We start from the raw sequence: 15,588 nt of genomic DNA on the forward strand, positions 1-15,588 counted from the left end.
CCACACTTGGGACGACTGCCGTTGCCGTATTCGGGCTGGTGGCGGCCGCGCATATTCTGCATCCGGGCAATTACGAGGTGCAGACGCGTCCCGCGCGTCCTGCCGTGACGGACGCCGCGCCGGTCTCGAAGCCGGCCGCCGCACCGGTCTCGCGGAGCGCCTGGGTCGACCCGCCGGCCAAGCTCGCCGCGCCGGAGACCACGGGTGCCCTGGCAGCCGCCCCGGCGCCGCGGGTCGCGGCGACGGTCCCGGACACTGCGATGCCGGCTGCCCCGCTCCCCGCCGAGATGGCGCGCCCGGCCGGGCCGCCGCGCAGGACCGCGGCGCACCGCGCGAAGGGGACGGAGCGCGGCGTCCACCGGGCGGCCCGCCTCCGCCACGCCGCCCTCGTCCGCACCGCCGAATCCGACCGGCCGACCGTCACCGCCGCGGCGCCGCAGCCCGCGCCGGCGGCCGCACCGTCGCAGAAGATCGATCCCATCGGCGACATCATCCGCGGTCTAGGATTCGGCCGCGACGGCTGAGGGCTCCCGGATCCCTACTCGACGTGGAGGGTGAGCTTCATCTTCGGATGAATGCCGCACTGGATGACGAAATCGCCCGGCTCGGCCAGGGTCAATCGCGTCTCGGTGCCGGGCTCCTGAGTGCCGGCGTCGAACGAGAACCGGTCCGCCTCGATGAAGGCGTGGTGGGTCAGGCGCGCGTCGCCGTTGCGCAGGGCGATGGTGTCGCCGCGGCGCAGGTACAGGTCGGTCGGCATGTACCGGCCCGCCTTCTGCAGCACGATCCGCGTCGTGGCCGGCAGCGAGGCCCGGGCCGTCCCGAGACCGATGGTTGTCCCGATCAGCGCCAGGATCCCGGCGAACACGAGGGCGCGCAGGCACCGGCTGCGGAGGGACATGACCGAGATCCAGACGTGACGCGCTGCGGGCCGGACCCTCGGGGCCCTGGCCGTGCGGCCGAGCTTGCCGCCGCGTCGCAGCATGCGCGCAGCCTCTCAACCGGGGGCTACGATATCCGGTAAAAATTTATCAAGTTGGGCCGCTGTATAGCGCATATACAGATAAAGAAATCTATTTATCTGTATTCGCCGTCTGATCCCGCGCTGTCGCGGGGGCATCCACGCGAGGCCAGGACGGTCCGGACATGCTCGCGGAAGACCTGGACGCGGGCCGGCAGCTCGCGCCCGGCCAGGGTGACGGCGCGCAAGGTGCTGCTGCGGGTCGCCCAGGGCCCGAGCACGCGCACGATCTGCCCGGCCTCCACGGCCCGGGCGGCCACGAGGCTTGGGAGATGGCCGATCCCGGCGCCCGCGAGGGTGAGGCGGAGCGCGGTCGCGAAGTCGCTGACCCGGATCGCCGGGCTCAGCGAGAGCGGCTCCGTGCGGCCCTGCCCGTCGGAGAGGGTGAGCCCGGCCGTGCCGATCCGTTCCCGGGCGAGGATAAGGTCGTGGTCGCGCAGGCCCGCGAGGTCCGTCGGGGCCGGGCGGCGCTCCAGGTAGGCGGGGGCGGCGTAGAGGGCGAGCGCCAGGGTCGCGAGGACCATCGCGCGGTAGCCGGTCTCCTCCGCGCCGCCCAGCCGCAGGGCGAGGTCGATCCGGTTGGCCGCGAGGTCGAGGCGCGCGTCGGTGTTGAGCATCTCCACGGTGATCTGCGGGTAGGCGGCCCGGAAGCTCGCGACGATCTCGGGCATCACCTCGATCCCGAAATCGATCGAGGTCGTGATCCGCAGGTGCCCGGCCGGCACCGTGCGGGCGTCGCGGGCGGTCTCGGTCGCCTCGTCGAGGAGCGTCAGGCTCTCCTGGGCCTTGGCGTAGAAGGCGAGGCCCTCGGCGGTCGGCGAGACCGCCCGGGAGGTCCGGGCCATCAGCCGGACGCCCAGAGCCCGCTCCAGGCGGGAGATCCGACGGCTGACGCTGCCCTTGGTCTCCTGCAGCGTCGCGGCCGCGGCCGTCACCGTGCCGAGATCCACGACGGCGCAGAAGGCCCGCACGTCGTCGAGCCCGCCCCGGAAGGTTTCCGTTCTCGCAACCATGCGGTGCCGGATAGCAGGCTCAACCGGTGCCGTGAACGGGTCTACACGGCGGCTGCGGCGCAGCGAATCGCGCTCGGCCGTCTGCTCTGCAGGAGACACCCTTGAAGTCGATTCTCGCCTCCGGCCTGCTGGCCCTGCTGGTCGCCGCCCCGGTCGCCACCCCCGCGCTGGCCCAGACCCCACCGACCCGCGACCCGGCGCAGATCCAGGCCGGCACCTACGCGGTCGATCCCGGCCACACCCAGGTCGGCTGGCGCGTCTCCCACATGGGCTTCTCGAACTACGCCGGCGGCTTCTCGGACGTGTCCGGCACGCTGGAGCTGCAGCCGAAGAACCCGGCCGCCGCCAAGCTCTCGGTGAAGATCCCGGTCGCCTCGGTGACGACGACCAGCGCCAAGCTCACCGACGAACTCAAGGGCGACCAGTGGCTCGACGCCGCCAAGTTCCCCGACATGACCTTCGTGTCCACCAAGGTCGTGCCGGCCGGCAAGGACCACGCGAAGGTGACGGGCGACCTGACGCTCCACGGCGTGACCAAGCCGGTGACCCTCGACGTCACCCTGGTCGGCGCCGGCGTGAACCCGCTGAGCAAGAAGTACACGGTCGGCTTCGAGGCCACCGGCACGCTCAAGCGCTCCGAGTTCGGGGTGAAGACCTACGTGCCGCTGATCGGCGACGAACTGCACCTCACCATCGCGGGCGCCTTCGAGAAGCAGGACTGACCTGGGAGAATCCGCCATGGCGCGAGGGGTTTCCGCGCGGCGGTACTCCGCCGTGGCGATCCTGCTGCACTGGGCGAGCGCGCTGGGCGTGCTCGTCCTGATCGGCCTCGGCCTGACCATGACGCACGCGGCCCTGGCGCCGCTGCGCCAGTTCCAGCTCTACCAGTGGCACAAGTCGGTCGGGATCACCGTGTTGGCGCTGACGGCCCTGCGGGTCCTCTGGCGCCTGACCCACCGGCCGCCGCCGCACCCGGCCGGGATGCCGGCGCGGGAGCGCCGGGCGGCCGCGGCGGCCCATCACCTGCTGTACCTGCTGCTCGTCGGGCTGCCCCTGACCGGCTGGGCCGTGGTCTCGCTGTCGCCGTTCAACATCCCGACGGTGCTGTACGGGATCGTGCCCTGGCCGCACCTGCCGCTGGCGGCCATCGTCCCTGACCCGGGCTCCGCCGAGGCCGTCCTGAAGCGGGTCCACGCCCTGGGGGCGTGGTTCCTGGCGGCCCTTCTCGCCGTCCACGTGGCGGCGGCCCTGCGCCACCACCTCCTCCTCCGCGACGACGTGCTGCGCCGCATGCTGCCGGGGCGCCGGGCGTCGACTGCCCCCAATGTGGAGCCGACCCGATGAACGCGCGTCACCTCTGCCTGCTGGCGGTTCTCCAGGCCGTCACCTTGCCGGCCGCCGCCGCCGATTGGGCGGTGGATCCGGCCAGGAGCGCGATCTGGTTCTCCGGCGTGCAGGTCGGCGTCCCGTTCACCGGGCGGTTCGAGCGGTTCAAGGCCGACATCGATTTCGACCCCGCCAAGCCCGAGGCGGGGCGCGCGCTCGTGCTGGTCGACCTCGCCAGCGCGCGGACCGGGGACGTCCAGCGCGACGAGGCCCTGCCGCAGAAGGACTGGTTCGACGTCAGGGCGGCGAGCGAGGCGCGCTTCGAGGCGACCCGCTTCGTCGACAAGGGGCAGGGCGACTACGCGGCCGTCGGGACTCTGACGATCCGCGGCACGAGCCGGCCGGTGACGCTGCCGTTCCACCTGACCCTCGAGGGCGGCGCGGCGCACGCCGCGGGGCGCGTCGGCCTGGTCCGCACCGAGTTCGGCGTCGGGCAGGGTGCCTGGGCCTCGGGCCAGTGGGTGGCGCTCGACGTCGGGGTCGAGGTCGACATCGTCGCGACGGCGCGGCCGGCCTCCGGCCACTGAGGTTGGCTCGGGTCGGATCCTTCGGACGTCACGCACTCCGTCATCGCGAGCGCAGCGAAGCGACCCAGGGCAGCGCGCCCTCCATGAGTGTGGCGCGACTGGATCGCTTCGCTGCGCTCGCGATGACGGCGGCCGGGCGTCGGAGGCCGCCCGGTCCCGGCCCGCTACCCCGGCCGGTCCTCCGACCCGGTGCCCAGCGCCCGCTGGACCATGACGCTGTCCGACCAGTGGCCGTACTTGAAGCCCACCGCCCGCAGGTAGCCGACCCGCTCGAACCCGCAGGCCTCGTGAAGCCGCAGGGAGGCCGCGTTCTCGGCGTCGATGTAGCCGATCATCTGGCGGTAGCCGCCCGCCGCGCAGGCCTCGATCAGGGCCGGCAGCAGCCGCCGGCCGATCCCCGCGTGCAGGTGGTCGGGATGCACGTAGATCGAGTGCTTGAGGGTGTAGCGGTAGGCCGGCCGCTTCCGGAACGGCACCGCGTAGGCGTAGCCCGCCACCGCGCCGTCCCGGTCGGCCACGAGGTGCGGCAGGCGCTTCTTGCGCATGGTCTTGCGCCGCCGCTTCAGGTCGTCGGGGAGCAGCCGGTCCTCCTCGGCGACGCTGACATCGGTCACGCCCTTGCCGATATGGTGCTCGTAGATCGCCACCATCGCCTCGACATCGGCGTCCGAGGAGGCGCGGATGACGATGTCGGGGCAGGACCGGGCCGGGAGCAGGCCGGGCGTCTCGGCCTCGATCTCCATCAGGCGCCCTCCCGCGCCACGTAGGTGTGGAAGCGGATCCGCCCGTCCGGGTCGACCTCGCGGTAGACGCCCTGGATCTCGGCCTCGAAGCCCGGGAACAGGTTGGCGGACGCCTCGAACATCTTGAAATAGTCGAGCATGGGCTTGGCCCGGTCGTCCAGGCGCTCACCGGGCAGCACCGTGCCGATGCCCGGGGGGTAGACCAGCATCAGCGTGGTGGCGATCCGCCCCTCGGCCTCGGCGATCGGCACGTAGTCGACCTTGTTGCGCGTCAGCAGCTGGGCGGCCCGCTTGGGCGGCAGCACCATCTCGGGCAGGTGCTCGGGAGCGAACTGCCGCCGCTGCAGCGTCGAGGTGCCGGCCTCCCGGTGGAAGGCGTGGAACTCGCCGCAGAGGTCGCGCAGGCGCACGCCCCGGTAGCGGTTCGGCCGGCGGTTGACGAATTCCGGCATGGCCTCCTCCAGCGGGACGTTGTCGTCGTGTAGCCGCTTGAAGGCGACGAGGCCCGAGATCAGCGTGCCGGCCTTGGAGGATTCCACCCCCGGGGTCAGCAGGAAGAGCAGCGAGTTCAGGTCGTTCTTCTCGGCGACGATCCGGTTCTCACGCAGGTATTGCGCCACGATCGGCGCCGGCACGCCGTGCTGGGCGTAGGCCCCCGTGTGCCGGTCGAAGCCGGGGGTCAGCACGGTGAGCTTGTTCGGGTCGGTGATGGCGTAGCCCGGCGCCACATGGGTGAAGCCGTGCCAGCGCGCGCCCGGCTTCAGCTCCCAGTGGCGCGGCGTCGCGGCGAGCTCGTCCGTCGGCACGCTCTCCCACGGCACCTCCGCGCCGTCGACGTTCACCGTCACGTCCGGCACGAACGGGTCGAAGAACCAGCGCCGCGCGGGATCGCGCTCGTTCTCCTCGAACTCGCGCCGGATCGCCCGGACCTTCTTGCGCCACTCGATCCCGAGCCGGATCGTGTCGTCCCACAGGATCATGCCCGAGCGCCCCTTCATCATCTGGGCGCCGACGTCGAGGGAGGCGAAGAGCGGGTAGAAGGGCGAGGTCGAGGCGTGGACCAGGAAGCTCTCGTTGAGCCGCTTGTGCTCGACCCGCCGGGTCTGGCCGCGGATATGGCCGTCGCGGGTGTGGATCTGCGAGGCCTGGCTGAAGCTCGCGAGCTGCTTGTGGGTCGATTGCGTGGCGACGATGCCGGGCGAGGTCTCGTCGAGCCCGGTCAGCCCCATGGCGAAGCGCCTTGCGTAGAGCGGGTGGAACTTCATGAAGCCCGCCCAGGCCTCGTCGAACAGGATGTAGTCGCAGAGGTGGCCGATCTTCTCCAGGATCTCCTGGGCGTCGTAGATCGTGCCGTCGTAGGTGCACTGCTCGATCACCGCGACGCGGAACGGCCGCTCCTGGCGCCACGCCTCCGGGTCGGTCACCAGCGGGTTGCGGCGGATCTTCTCCCGGATCCGGGTCTCGTCCAGGGCCTCGTGGAAGATCGGCCCGATCAGCCCGTAGGCGTTGCGGTCGGTCTCCAGGAAGATCGGGATGCCGCCGCCGAGGAACAGGGCGCCGTGGTGGGCCGCCTTGTGGTTGTTGCGGTCGAACAGGACGAGGTCGTCCTCGGCCACCAGGGAGGACAGGACGATCTTGTTGGAGGCGGAGGTGCCGTTGAGGACGAAGTAGGTCTTCTCCGCCCCGAAGATCTTGGCGGCCTCCTTCTGGGCCTTCAGCGCCGGACCCTCGTGGGTCAGGAGGTCGCCGAGGTCGAGGACCGAGTTGTCGAGGTCGTCGCGGAAGATCGCCTCGCCGAGGTGCTCCACGAAGATCCGGCCGATCGGCGACCGGTTGTAGAAGATGCCGCCGTTGTGGCCCGGGCAGGTCCAGAGCTGGTTGCCCTTCTCGGCGTAGTCGACGAGCGCGCCGAAGAACGGGGTCTTGAGGGTCTCGGCGTACTGCGTGACCCGGCTGACGAGGCCGCGGGCGATGAATTCCGGCGTCTCCTCGGCGAGGAAGATGTAGCCGTCGATGAAGTCGAGGAGCTCGACCGGGATATCCTCCAGCCGCTTGCGGCGGACCATGATGACGATCGGCATCTCCAGGCCGCGCCGGCGCATCATGTCGATGAGGGCGGCGGCCTTGCCGTCGAGGCCGCGCTTGCCCCAGTCGACCACGAGGCAGCCGACCGCCGCGTCGGTCTGGACCGCGATGGCCGCGTCCTCCACCCGTCGGGCGCGCACCACCTCGAAGCCGCGCTGCTCCACGGCCGCCACGATCTGGTTGACGCGCGCGCCCTCGAGATCGTCCGGGTCGAAGGCCGGGGCGCACATCAGGACCGTGAAGCGACGGTGGAAGTCCATGGAGCCCTCTCTGGCCTCGGATGCAGCGGGTGGCTTTCCGGCCCGTCTGCGACGATTGCATGACACGGCGCGCGGCGGGCGGTCGCGGTCCGGACGAAACACCGTGAACCGGGCCGGCCACGACCGCCGCGCCGTCAGGATCGGCCGCGGGTCCCCTCTCCCGTGCGGGAGAGGGACAGGCTGAGGGGTGAGACCTCACCGGATGAGGCTCCCCCTCGAATCGCGTCGATCGGGTGCTTGATCCCGAAGCCTCTCGTCCCTCACCCCAACCCTCTCCCGCACGGGAGAGGGGGGACCATCACACCCCGCGGCGCCGCTCCCAGACGGCCGGGTTGACCAGCCCGCCCGGCCGCCGGCCGGCGAGGGCGTCGACCACGCGGGCCGCGGCGGTCTCGGCGGTGCGGATCAGGGCCGCCCCGGTGGAGCCGCCGACATGGGGCGTCAGGATCGCCCGGGGCTGGCGGGCCAGCGGGTGGTCGACCGGCAGCGGTTCCTGGGCGAAGACGTCGAGCCCGGCGCCCGCGATCGTGCCCGCCGCCAGCGCCTCCACCAGGGCCGCCTCGTCGATCAGGCCGCCGCGGCTGGTGTTGATCAGGAAGGCCTCCCGCTTCATCCGGGCGAGCTGGTCCCGGCCGATCAGGCCGCGGGTGCCCGGGGTCAGCGGCACGTGCAGGGAGACGATGTCGGACTCCGCCAGGAGCGCGTCGACCGAGGCGGCCCGCAGGGCGCCGGCATTGGCGAAGTCCGCGTCCGGGCGGCTCGGGCCGTAGGCCAGCACCCGCAGGCCCAGGGTGGCGCCGAGCCGGGCGGTCGCCTGCCCGATCGCCCCGAAGCCGACGAGGCCCAGTGTCAGGCCGGCGAGCTCGATCAGCCGGGCGGTGAACTTGAAGCTGTCGTCGCCGGCCCGGACCGAGCGGTCGGCCTCCGGCAGGGCCTTGGCCAGGGCGAAGATCAGCGCCAGCGTCTGCTCGGCCACCGAGACGGCGTTGGCGCCGGGCGTGTTCACCACCACGATCCCGGCCCCGGTCGCCTCGGCCGTGGCGACGTGGTCGGTGCCGGTGCCGTGCACCCCGATCACCCGCAGGGCCGGCGCCGCCGCGATGGCGCGGGCCGGGAAGCCGGTGTTGCGGGTGATGACGGCGACGCAGTCGGCGACCTCGCGCGCCAGCGTCTCGGGATCGGTCCCGCTCGCCGGGCGCGGCTCCAGGCCGGCCGCGCGCAACCGGTCGAGGCCCGCCGCGTGGATCGGCTGGACGATGAGGCACGGACCGGTGATCACGGGAGAAGACCTCTGCACAAGAGGAGGGGTGACAAGCACGTTTCGCGCCGGGCCCGTCTAGGCGGGGTGGGCAACCCTGGCAACCGGGCGCCCCGATCGCGGCGCCGCGGCCGCCGGTCGGCGCTCCCGCGGGCCCGTCGGGATCCGGTGGTCGCGCGGTCGAACGCCCCGGCGGCCCGACCGGCCGCGCACGATCCACGGGAAATCGCGGCCGGGTCCGACCTCGGCGGCCTCGTCCGGACCGATGATCCCGGCCGTGCGCCTCGGCCGAGCTGTGGCCCGGCCCTCCGTGAAATCGTCGCCCCGATCGCGCGAAGATGGTCGCGTCATTGATAAACACGACGTCCTGAAATACATCTATGTATATACGAAAATAAATATCGACAATGTTCGATCAGCGATGCGATCGCACTGTAGAATTGTAATTACTCCAAATGTATTTTTGACACATGTAGAGATATTTGCTGCCTTGCTCCGTGATTCGGAGCCATCGTCACGACAATGCAGTCCCACGACTTTTCAGTACCTGTTTCCGCAAGGAACCGGCGCCGGCGGCGCGCGGCCCGGCCGGTTCTCCCGATGGCTGTCCTGCTGGGCTTCGTCGGTTCCGGGCCGCACGCCGCCCGCGCCGAGGAGGCCGGGGCCGGCCGGGACGTCCAGCTCGACGAGCTGTCGGTCGCGAGCGCGGCCGCGCCGCGCGGCCCGGTCCCGGCCTATGCCGGCGGTCAGGTGGCGCAGGGCGGGCGCCTCGGCCTCCTCGGCGATACCGAGACCCAGAAGGCGCCCTTCAGCATCGCCAGCTACACCGACACGCTCATCCGAGACCGGCAGGCGCGGACGGTGTCCGAGACCCTGGTCCTCGACCCGTCGGTGCGCGCCACCCAGACCACGGGGGCGCCGTTCGACTCCTTCTCCATCCGGGGCTTCCCGTCCAACGAGAACACCAGCGGCGAGGTCGCCTTCGACGGGCTCTACGGCGTCGCCCCGAGCTTCCGCATCTTCACCGACTACGTGGAGCGCATCGAGGTTCTGAAGGGGCCGTCCGCCGCCCTCACGGGGGTGTCGCCGAACGGCGCGGTCGGCGGCGTGGTCAACATCGTCCCCAAGCGCGCCGGCGCGGACCTGACCCGCGTCACCCTGGATTACGGCTCGTCCGCCTGGGGCGGCAGCCAGGTCGACGTCGCCCGCCGCTGGGGGCCTGGGCGGGAATGGGGCGCCCGCGTCGTCGGCAGCCTGCACGGCGGTGCCACGCCCTTCGACCGCCAGACCGAGACGACCGGCGTCGGGGCCCTGGCCCTCGACTACCAGGGTGACCGGTTCCGCGCGTGGCTCTACCTGCTGGCGCAGACCGACCGCTTCAACGCGCCGCTGCGCCCGTTCCTCCTGCGGGCCGGCGTGCCCGTACCGCGGGCGCCCGACGGCCGCCTGAACCTGACCCAGCCCTGGGAATACTCGGACGTCGACGATCGCGGCGGTCTGCTGCGCACCGAGTACGACCTGACCGATCAAGTCACGCTGTTCGCGGATGTCGGCGGCGGGCAGACAGGCGTGGAGCGCTACTTCCAGTCGGCGCCGACGATCCTCAATGGCCGCGGCGACACGACCAGCACGCCGCAATTCTACGCGCTGGGCGTCGACCGGCTCACCTACGACGGTGGCGTCCGGGCCCGGTTCGAGACCGGCTTCATCTGGCACGCCCTGACCGTGCAGGGCTCCGTGTACGACGAGGCGACGGCACGGCGGTTCTCGCCCGGCCGGGGCGCCTACCTGTCGAACCTCTACGCGCCGACCCTCGTCCCGTACATCGCGCCGATCTACGGCGTCGGCCGGCCCCGCCTGTCCGACAGCACCCTGTCGGGGATCGCGGTGGCCGACACGCTGTCGGCCCTCGACGAGCGCGTCCTGCTGACGCTGGGCGTGCGCCGCCAGCGCGTGGAGGCGCACAACTACGTGTCGAATGTCGGCACGCTCACCTCGTCCTACGACAAGAGCGCCACGACCCCGATGGTCGGCCTCGTGGTGCGGCCCTGGGACTCGGTCTCGCTCTACGGCAACTATATCGAGGGCCTGAGCCGCGGCGACGTGGCCCCGGCGGTGGCGACCAATTCCGGCACGATCCTGGAGCCCTACGTGGCCAGACAGGTCGAGGCGGGCGTGAAGCTCGATCTCGGCCGGTTCGGCGCCACGCTCGGCGCCTTCCGGATCACGAAGCCCGCGGGCGAGCTCGGCCCGCAGGGGCGCTTCGCGGCGACCGCCGAGCAGCGCGTCGGCGGGCTCGAGCTGAGCCTGTTCGGCGAGATCACCCCGCAGGTACGGGTGGTCGGCGGCGTGACCCTGCTCGACGGACGCCTCGTCAGGACGGCGCTCGCCGCCAATCGCGGGAACCGGCCGATCGGCGTGCCGGAGGTCCAGGCGAGCCTGGGGGCCGAGTGGGACCTGCCCGGGTTGCCCGGCCTGACCCTCAACGGCGCGGTCATCTATACCGGGCGGCAGTTCGTCGACCTCGCGAACACCCAGGCCCTGCCGGACTGGGCCCGCCTCGACCTCGGCCTGCGCTACACGACCCGCGTCGCCGAGCGGCCGACGACCTTCCGGGCCAGCGTCCTCAACGTGACCGACGCGCGGTACTGGACCGGGGTCGCCTCGTTCGGCACCTTCTTCCAGGGCGCGCCGCGCACCTACCTCCTGTCGATGGCGGTGGATCTCTGAGCCGGACCAGTGCGGCCGCGCCGGGCCTGTCGAGCGGCGCGATGTTTCACGGGAAACATTTTCTTAACTCTGAGCGGCGACCGCGCGGGACCGGCAAGCTGTTGCACCGGCGCCGTCGCGGAGCCGAGCCGGCCGGGTTACCACCGGTTTGGCATGACGACATCGAGCTGGCGCACCCTCCGCAACGTGCAGGCCCGGAAACGGCTGGAGAAGGCCCTGCCGGCGATCTTCCCGGCACCGGTCCTGCAGCACGCCCTCGCGCGGCCCCTGATCCCGCCGACGCCGCGGCTCGCCGTCGAGAGCTACTGGCGCAACCACATCCTCCGGGCCGACCGGCTGGCCCGGGCGCTGGCGGCGCGCTCCGGCACGCCGGAGGGCTGGGCCTGGCAGATCGGGGCCGAGGGGCGGGCCGGGAGCTTCCGCACGCCGCCCGCGCCGTTCCGCGATCCGGCCTTCGCCCGCGGCCGCGGCGCCTGCTGCATCTGCGGCCAGCCGGTCTTCCGGTTCGGCTGGCACCGGGATCTCTGGGGGCGCGGCGCGCCCAACACCAATGCCGGCTGGCACGCGGCCTGTGTCGCGGCCTGGAAGTTCTGGATCGCGCCGCACGCCCAGGTCCGGGCGCTCAAGCTCCGCCAGCGCCACCGCTGCACCACCACCGGCAAGCGCCTGCTGAGGACCGCCGAGGTCGACCACCTGCTGCCGCTCTACCGGGTCTGGCGCGAGCACCGCGACGCCCCCTGGCCGGAGCTCCTCGGCTACTGGGGCGCGCCGAACCTGCGGGTGGTCAACCGCGCCGCCCATCTCGACAAGTGCCGCGACGAGGCGGCCGAGCGCTCCCGGACCGTGCAGCGCGCCCGTTTCCGGGTGGTCGAGGACGAGTCCGGGTTCAGCGTGGTCGAGGAGGAGTGACCGGCCGGCTCAGCCGTCCAGGGCCCGGAAGGCCCGCGACAGGTCGGCCAGCAGGTCGGCCTCCGCCTCCAGGCCGACCGACAGGCGCAGCAGCCCGTCGGTGATGCCCGCGATGGCGCGGGCCTCCGGGTCCATCGCCGCGTGCGTCATGGTCGGCGGATGGGCGATCAGGCTCTCGACGCCGCCGAGCGACTCGGCCAGCGTGAACACCCGCAGGGCCTCCACGAAGGTCCTCACCGCGTCGCGGCCGCCGGCCAGCTCGAAGCTCAACATCGCCCCGAAGCCCGCCTGCTGGGCCTTGGCCAGGGCGTGCCCCGGATGCGTCGGCAGGCCCGGATAGTGGACCCGCGCCACCGCCGGATGGGCGTCGAGGAAGGCCGCCAGGGCCGCGGCGTTGCGCTGCTGCTGCTCCACACGGACGAACAGGGTGCGCAGGCCCCGGAGCGTCAGGTAGGCGTCGAGGGGCGAGCCGGTGACGCCGATCGTGTTCGCCCAGGCGGCGAGGTCCTCGCCCATCGCCTTGTCGGCGGCGATCACAGCCCCGCCGATCACGTCGGAATGGCCGTTCAGGAACTTGGTGGTGGAGTGGACGACGAGATCCGCCCCGAGGGCGATCGGCTGCTGCAGGGCGGGCGACAGGAAGGTGTTGTCCACCACCGCCAGCGCGCCGGCCGCCTTCGCGTCCGCGGTGATCCGCCGGACATCGACCACGCGCATCAGCGGGTTGCTCGGGGTCTCGATCAGCACGACCTTCGGTCCCTGGGCCAGGGCCGCCGCCAGCGCGTCCGGATCGGTCTGGTCGACGAAGGCGACGCGGTAATGGCCCCGCTCCGCGCGGAAGCTGAGCAGGCGGTGCGTTCCGCCGTAGCAATCGTGCGGCGCGACCAGGAGATCGCCGGGCCGCAGGCTCGACAGGGCGAGGTCGAGGGCTGCCATGCCGCTCGCCACCAGGACGGCGTGGGCGCCGCCCTCGAGCTTGGCGATCGTGTCGGCCAGCGCGTCCCGGGTCGGGTTGCCCAGGCGCGAGTAATCGTAGGGGCCGGGCTGCTCGAAGGCCGGGAACCTGAAGGTCGTCGACAGGTGGATCGGCGCGATCACCGCACCGAAGGCCGCGTCCTGGGCCACGCCGTTGGCCGCCGCGACGGTACGCGCCGCTAATCCCTCTGACATCGCCTTGTCCTCCACGCAGAGATCGCCCGCCCCGTCCGACCGAGGCGGGCGAGCGTTCTTTATGGAGAACGGATCAGACTTTCAAGAGAACGAGAGGGTCGTCTCGGCGTCTCGGTGGTCCTCGCCGGTGTCGACCGCCAGGGCGCCATGCTGGCGAAGACCCCGTCCCGGCGGATCAGCGCGTGCAGCAGCGCCGCCGCCAGATGCGCGAGAATCAGGGCGAACAGCCCGTAGGCCAGCGCGGTGTGGAGCCGGCGCAGGGCCGCGTACAGCATCGGGTCCTGCGGCAGGATCGGCGGGAGGACGACCGAACCGGCGAGGATGACGGGGTAGCGCGCCGCCGACAGCATCGCCCAGCCGATCAGCGGCATGGCCAGCATCAGCCCGTAGAGCAGGATGTGCGAGGCGTGGGCCGCGCGCTTCTGCCAGCCCGGAAGATCGGCCGGCAGGGGCGGCGGGGCGTGGCGCCAGCGATAGGCGAGTCGGAGCCCGGCGAGGACCAGGATCAGGATCCCGAGCGGCCGGTGCAGGGCCACGAGGGCGCCGTACTCGGCGAGCGACGCCACCATGGCGACGCCGATCAGCAGCATGGCCAGGATCAGCGCCGCCATGGTCCAGTGGAGCAGGCGGGCGGGCCGGTCGAAGCGGTCGGGCTCGGTCACAGGGCGGCTCCGTGGATCGCGGCGCCGGTGACGGCACTCGGGGTCTTGGCCTCGCCGGACCGGCGGGTGACGGATCGCGCGTAGGCCGCCGACCGGGCGCTCAGCAGCGGGTCGTCGCTCGGCGCGATGCCGTCCGGCAGCACCAGCGGATCGAAGTTGACGTCGCGGCAGCTGGCGGCGGCCTCCGGCGTCGCCGCCGTGAGCGTCAGGGTGCCGACATCCACCGTCTCGCGGTCGGCCGGCCAGGGCCGCGTCGCGTCGGCGGTCGGGTCGCCGGCCTGGCCGAGCGTGACGATCAGGTGCCAGTGCCGGGGGCCCTGGGCCAGCTGCGCGGCGAGCGCGTCGAACAGGGCGTTCGCGCCGCCCGGTGCGGCCTCGGCCGCCGGCGTCGGGTCGGGGACGAGGGCCCAGCGCACCGGCCGGGCGGCGCCGTCCGCGGCGACGAACCGGAAGGCGTTGAGGCTCCAGTAGGTGCTGTCGGCGAAGCCCGCGGTCACGGTCCGCGCCCTGATCAGCGCGGCGGCCTTCGCGCTCTCCGGATGGTCCGCGAAGAAGGCCTTCAGGCGCTCCGGATCCGGCTTGCCGGTGGCCGGATCGGGCTTGGCCGCGAGGAGCTGCGCGTAGAAGGCCTCGGGTGTGCGCACCGGAAAGACCGGGATGTTGTTCATGCCGGTGCGCCACTCTTCGCCGTCCGGCAGCCCGAAGCGGAGGGCGAGGCTGCGCACGGTGGCGGCGGCGTCGGCCGCGTAGGGCTGACCGCCGGCCAGCGCCACCCGCCCCTCGACCGGCGTCACGCGTCCCGCCGCGAACACGCCCGCCTTCGAGAGGCGCGCGCCCGCGCCGCTGCCCGTGAAGCGGCCCGCGACGCACATCCCCTTGGCGTGGTTGCGCCGGAAGCCGGGATGCGGCCCGTTCACCTGCTCGAACCGGTCGATGATCCGGGCCGGCGTGAGCTGGCCGGGCGAGAGCCAGCCGCCGGCATACGCGAAGGTGCCGGCGGTCCCGGCCAGGGCCGCGCCGATGGCGGAGAGGCGCAGGAGCAGGGCGGTCCCGGTCATGCCGGGGGACGCACCCGTGAGATCGTGCAGCAGCGTCATCGAGTGCCTCAGGATCAACCGCGATCACGCCTCTTCGCGCACCCGCCGCGATGGTTTCAGGCGGTGTGGGTCGTGCGCAGCGCCGGGGGGAGCACCCGCGTCGACCGGTGGGGGTGGGGGCCGGCGAGCGGGCCGGCCGGCCGCGATCCGCGAGCCGTGCGTCCCGGTCGGGGCCGCCCCGCGCTCGGCCCCTTGCGCAAGGCGGTTCGGACCCTTAGATCCGCTTCACCGGTCACGACGGCACGCCGTCCGCCGGAACTTCCTCAGCATTACCGGCCAGCACCGATCCTTCGGGATCGCGACGCCGTCGGGCGCGAGCGCAGGCTCGACCCGGACCGGGTGCGTGAGGGAGCGTCCATCGTCCAGCGCCGCACCGAAGGGCCTCCGGGCCGTTCCGCGTCGCGCTCTGTCGACGGAGGGACTGAAATCCGGTTCGGCCGGTTCGGTTCCGTCGCCGGGGAAAAGGGTGGTTGACAGGAAAGTCCGGGGCAGCTTATACGGCGCCTCCCGACGCGGTCCGGAAGAAAAACGGGGCGGGTTGGACGGACTTACCGAGATTTAGAAAAGTAGATCTGGCGAAAGCCAAGGTACTTGACTTCTTCTCAGCCGGTAATTACGAGAGTGATTACTGATCTTTGACAAGTTGGATTGAGGAAGGGAGACGCGGGCGGCGTTTGTCCTTGCGGCTAGGTCGAGAGATCTAGCGTGAGTAGACTTGTGCCGATCT

14 protein-coding genes are annotated in these 15,588 nt (G+C 72.1%); 6 read left to right on the forward strand and 8 right to left on the reverse strand.

The window, feature by feature from the left end:
- Positions 1-104 precede the first annotated feature (104 nt).
- Complete coding sequence (locus ABIC30_RS29390; RefSeq protein WP_234081627.1) at positions 105-524, forward strand: hypothetical protein; 420 nt, start codon at positions 105-107, stop codon at positions 522-524.
- Positions 525-538: 14 nt separating this feature from the next.
- Here the strand turns inward: ABIC30_RS29390 and ABIC30_RS29395 are convergent, their stop codons facing one another.
- A complete protein-coding gene (locus tag ABIC30_RS29395; RefSeq protein ID WP_042670121.1) occupies positions 539-901 on the reverse strand; it encodes a cupredoxin domain-containing protein in 363 nt (120 codons plus the stop codon).
- 176 nt (positions 902-1,077) lie between these two features.
- Positions 1,078-2,034 (reverse strand): LysR family transcriptional regulator, encoded by a 957-nt coding sequence (locus tag ABIC30_RS29400; protein ID WP_026605047.1) that lies wholly within the window; start codon positions 2,032-2,034, stop codon positions 1,078-1,080.
- A gap of 101 nt (positions 2,035-2,135) precedes the next feature.
- On the opposite strand from ABIC30_RS29400, the gene ABIC30_RS29405 reads away from it, so the two are divergent.
- From ABIC30_RS29405 to ABIC30_RS29415, 3 genes are read left to right on the forward strand one after another with little or no spacing between them, the layout of a single operon-like run.
- Positions 2,136-2,756, forward strand: a complete 621-nt coding sequence (locus tag ABIC30_RS29405) for a YceI family protein (RefSeq protein ID WP_020093950.1) — start codon at positions 2,136-2,138, stop codon at positions 2,754-2,756.
- Between the two features lie 16 nt (positions 2,757-2,772).
- On the forward strand, positions 2,773-3,378 hold the full coding sequence (locus ABIC30_RS29410) for a cytochrome b (protein WP_026605046.1): 606 nt from the start codon (positions 2,773-2,775) through the stop codon (positions 3,376-3,378).
- Positions 3,375-3,947: a YceI family protein gene (locus ABIC30_RS29415; RefSeq protein WP_354456545.1), complete on the forward strand. Its 573-nt coding sequence runs from the start codon at positions 3,375-3,377 to the stop codon at positions 3,945-3,947. The genes ABIC30_RS29410 and ABIC30_RS29415 overlap by 4 nt, the downstream gene beginning before the upstream one ends.
- Positions 3,948-4,111: 164 nt before the next feature.
- Here ABIC30_RS29415 and ABIC30_RS29420 read toward each other — a convergent pair whose 3' ends face one another.
- The 3 genes from ABIC30_RS29420 to ABIC30_RS29430 all read right to left on the reverse strand — a co-directional run bounded on the left by ABIC30_RS29420 (position 4,112) and on the right by ABIC30_RS29430 (position 8,314).
- Positions 4,112-4,690 carry a GNAT family N-acetyltransferase gene (locus tag ABIC30_RS29420; RefSeq protein WP_020093947.1) on the reverse strand — a complete coding sequence of 193 codons (579 nt, stop codon included), beginning with the start codon at positions 4,688-4,690 and terminating at the stop codon, positions 4,112-4,114.
- The gene (locus ABIC30_RS29425) at positions 4,690-7,035 is read right to left on the reverse strand and encodes an Orn/Lys/Arg family decarboxylase (RefSeq protein WP_020093946.1); all 2,346 of its coding nucleotides are present in this window, start codon (positions 7,033-7,035) and stop codon (positions 4,690-4,692) included. The genes ABIC30_RS29420 and ABIC30_RS29425 overlap by 1 nt, the downstream gene beginning before the upstream one ends.
- A 298-nt stretch (positions 7,036-7,333) precedes the next feature.
- On the reverse strand, positions 7,334-8,314 hold the full coding sequence (locus ABIC30_RS29430) for a hydroxyacid dehydrogenase (RefSeq protein ID WP_020093945.1): 981 nt from the start codon (positions 8,312-8,314) through the stop codon (positions 7,334-7,336).
- Between the two features lie 579 nt (positions 8,315-8,893).
- Here ABIC30_RS29430 and ABIC30_RS29435 point away from each other — a divergent pair.
- Positions 8,894-11,023 (forward strand): TonB-dependent receptor, encoded by a 2,130-nt coding sequence (locus ABIC30_RS29435; protein ID WP_020093944.1) that lies wholly within the window; start codon positions 8,894-8,896, stop codon positions 11,021-11,023.
- A 153-nt stretch (positions 11,024-11,176) separates the two neighbouring features.
- Entirely contained in the window at positions 11,177-11,932 is a 756-nt protein-coding gene (locus ABIC30_RS29440) for a hypothetical protein (RefSeq protein ID WP_020093943.1), read from the forward strand.
- 9 nt (positions 11,933-11,941) lie between these two features.
- On the opposite strand, the gene metB is transcribed toward ABIC30_RS29440, so the two are convergent.
- From metB to ABIC30_RS29455, 3 genes are read right to left on the reverse strand one after another with little or no spacing between them, the layout of a single operon-like run.
- Positions 11,942-13,102 carry a cystathionine gamma-synthase gene (gene metB / locus ABIC30_RS29445; RefSeq protein ID WP_354456546.1) on the reverse strand — a complete coding sequence of 387 codons (1,161 nt, stop codon included), beginning with the start codon at positions 13,100-13,102 and terminating at the stop codon, positions 11,942-11,944.
- 59 nt (positions 13,103-13,161) lie between these two features.
- A complete protein-coding gene (locus tag ABIC30_RS29450; RefSeq protein ID WP_020093941.1) occupies positions 13,162-13,764 on the reverse strand; it encodes a cytochrome b in 603 nt (200 codons plus the stop codon).
- Positions 13,761-14,861: a catalase family peroxidase gene (locus ABIC30_RS29455; RefSeq protein WP_020093940.1), complete on the reverse strand. Its 1,101-nt coding sequence runs from the start codon at positions 14,859-14,861 to the stop codon at positions 13,761-13,763. Before ABIC30_RS29455 ends, ABIC30_RS29450 begins: the two co-directional genes overlap by 4 nt.
- Between the last annotated feature and the right edge of the window lie 727 nt (positions 14,862-15,588).

The organism is Methylobacterium sp. 1030, assembly GCF_040544715.1.
In the GTDB taxonomy this organism is placed as follows: Bacteria; Pseudomonadota; Alphaproteobacteria; order Rhizobiales; family Beijerinckiaceae; genus Methylobacterium.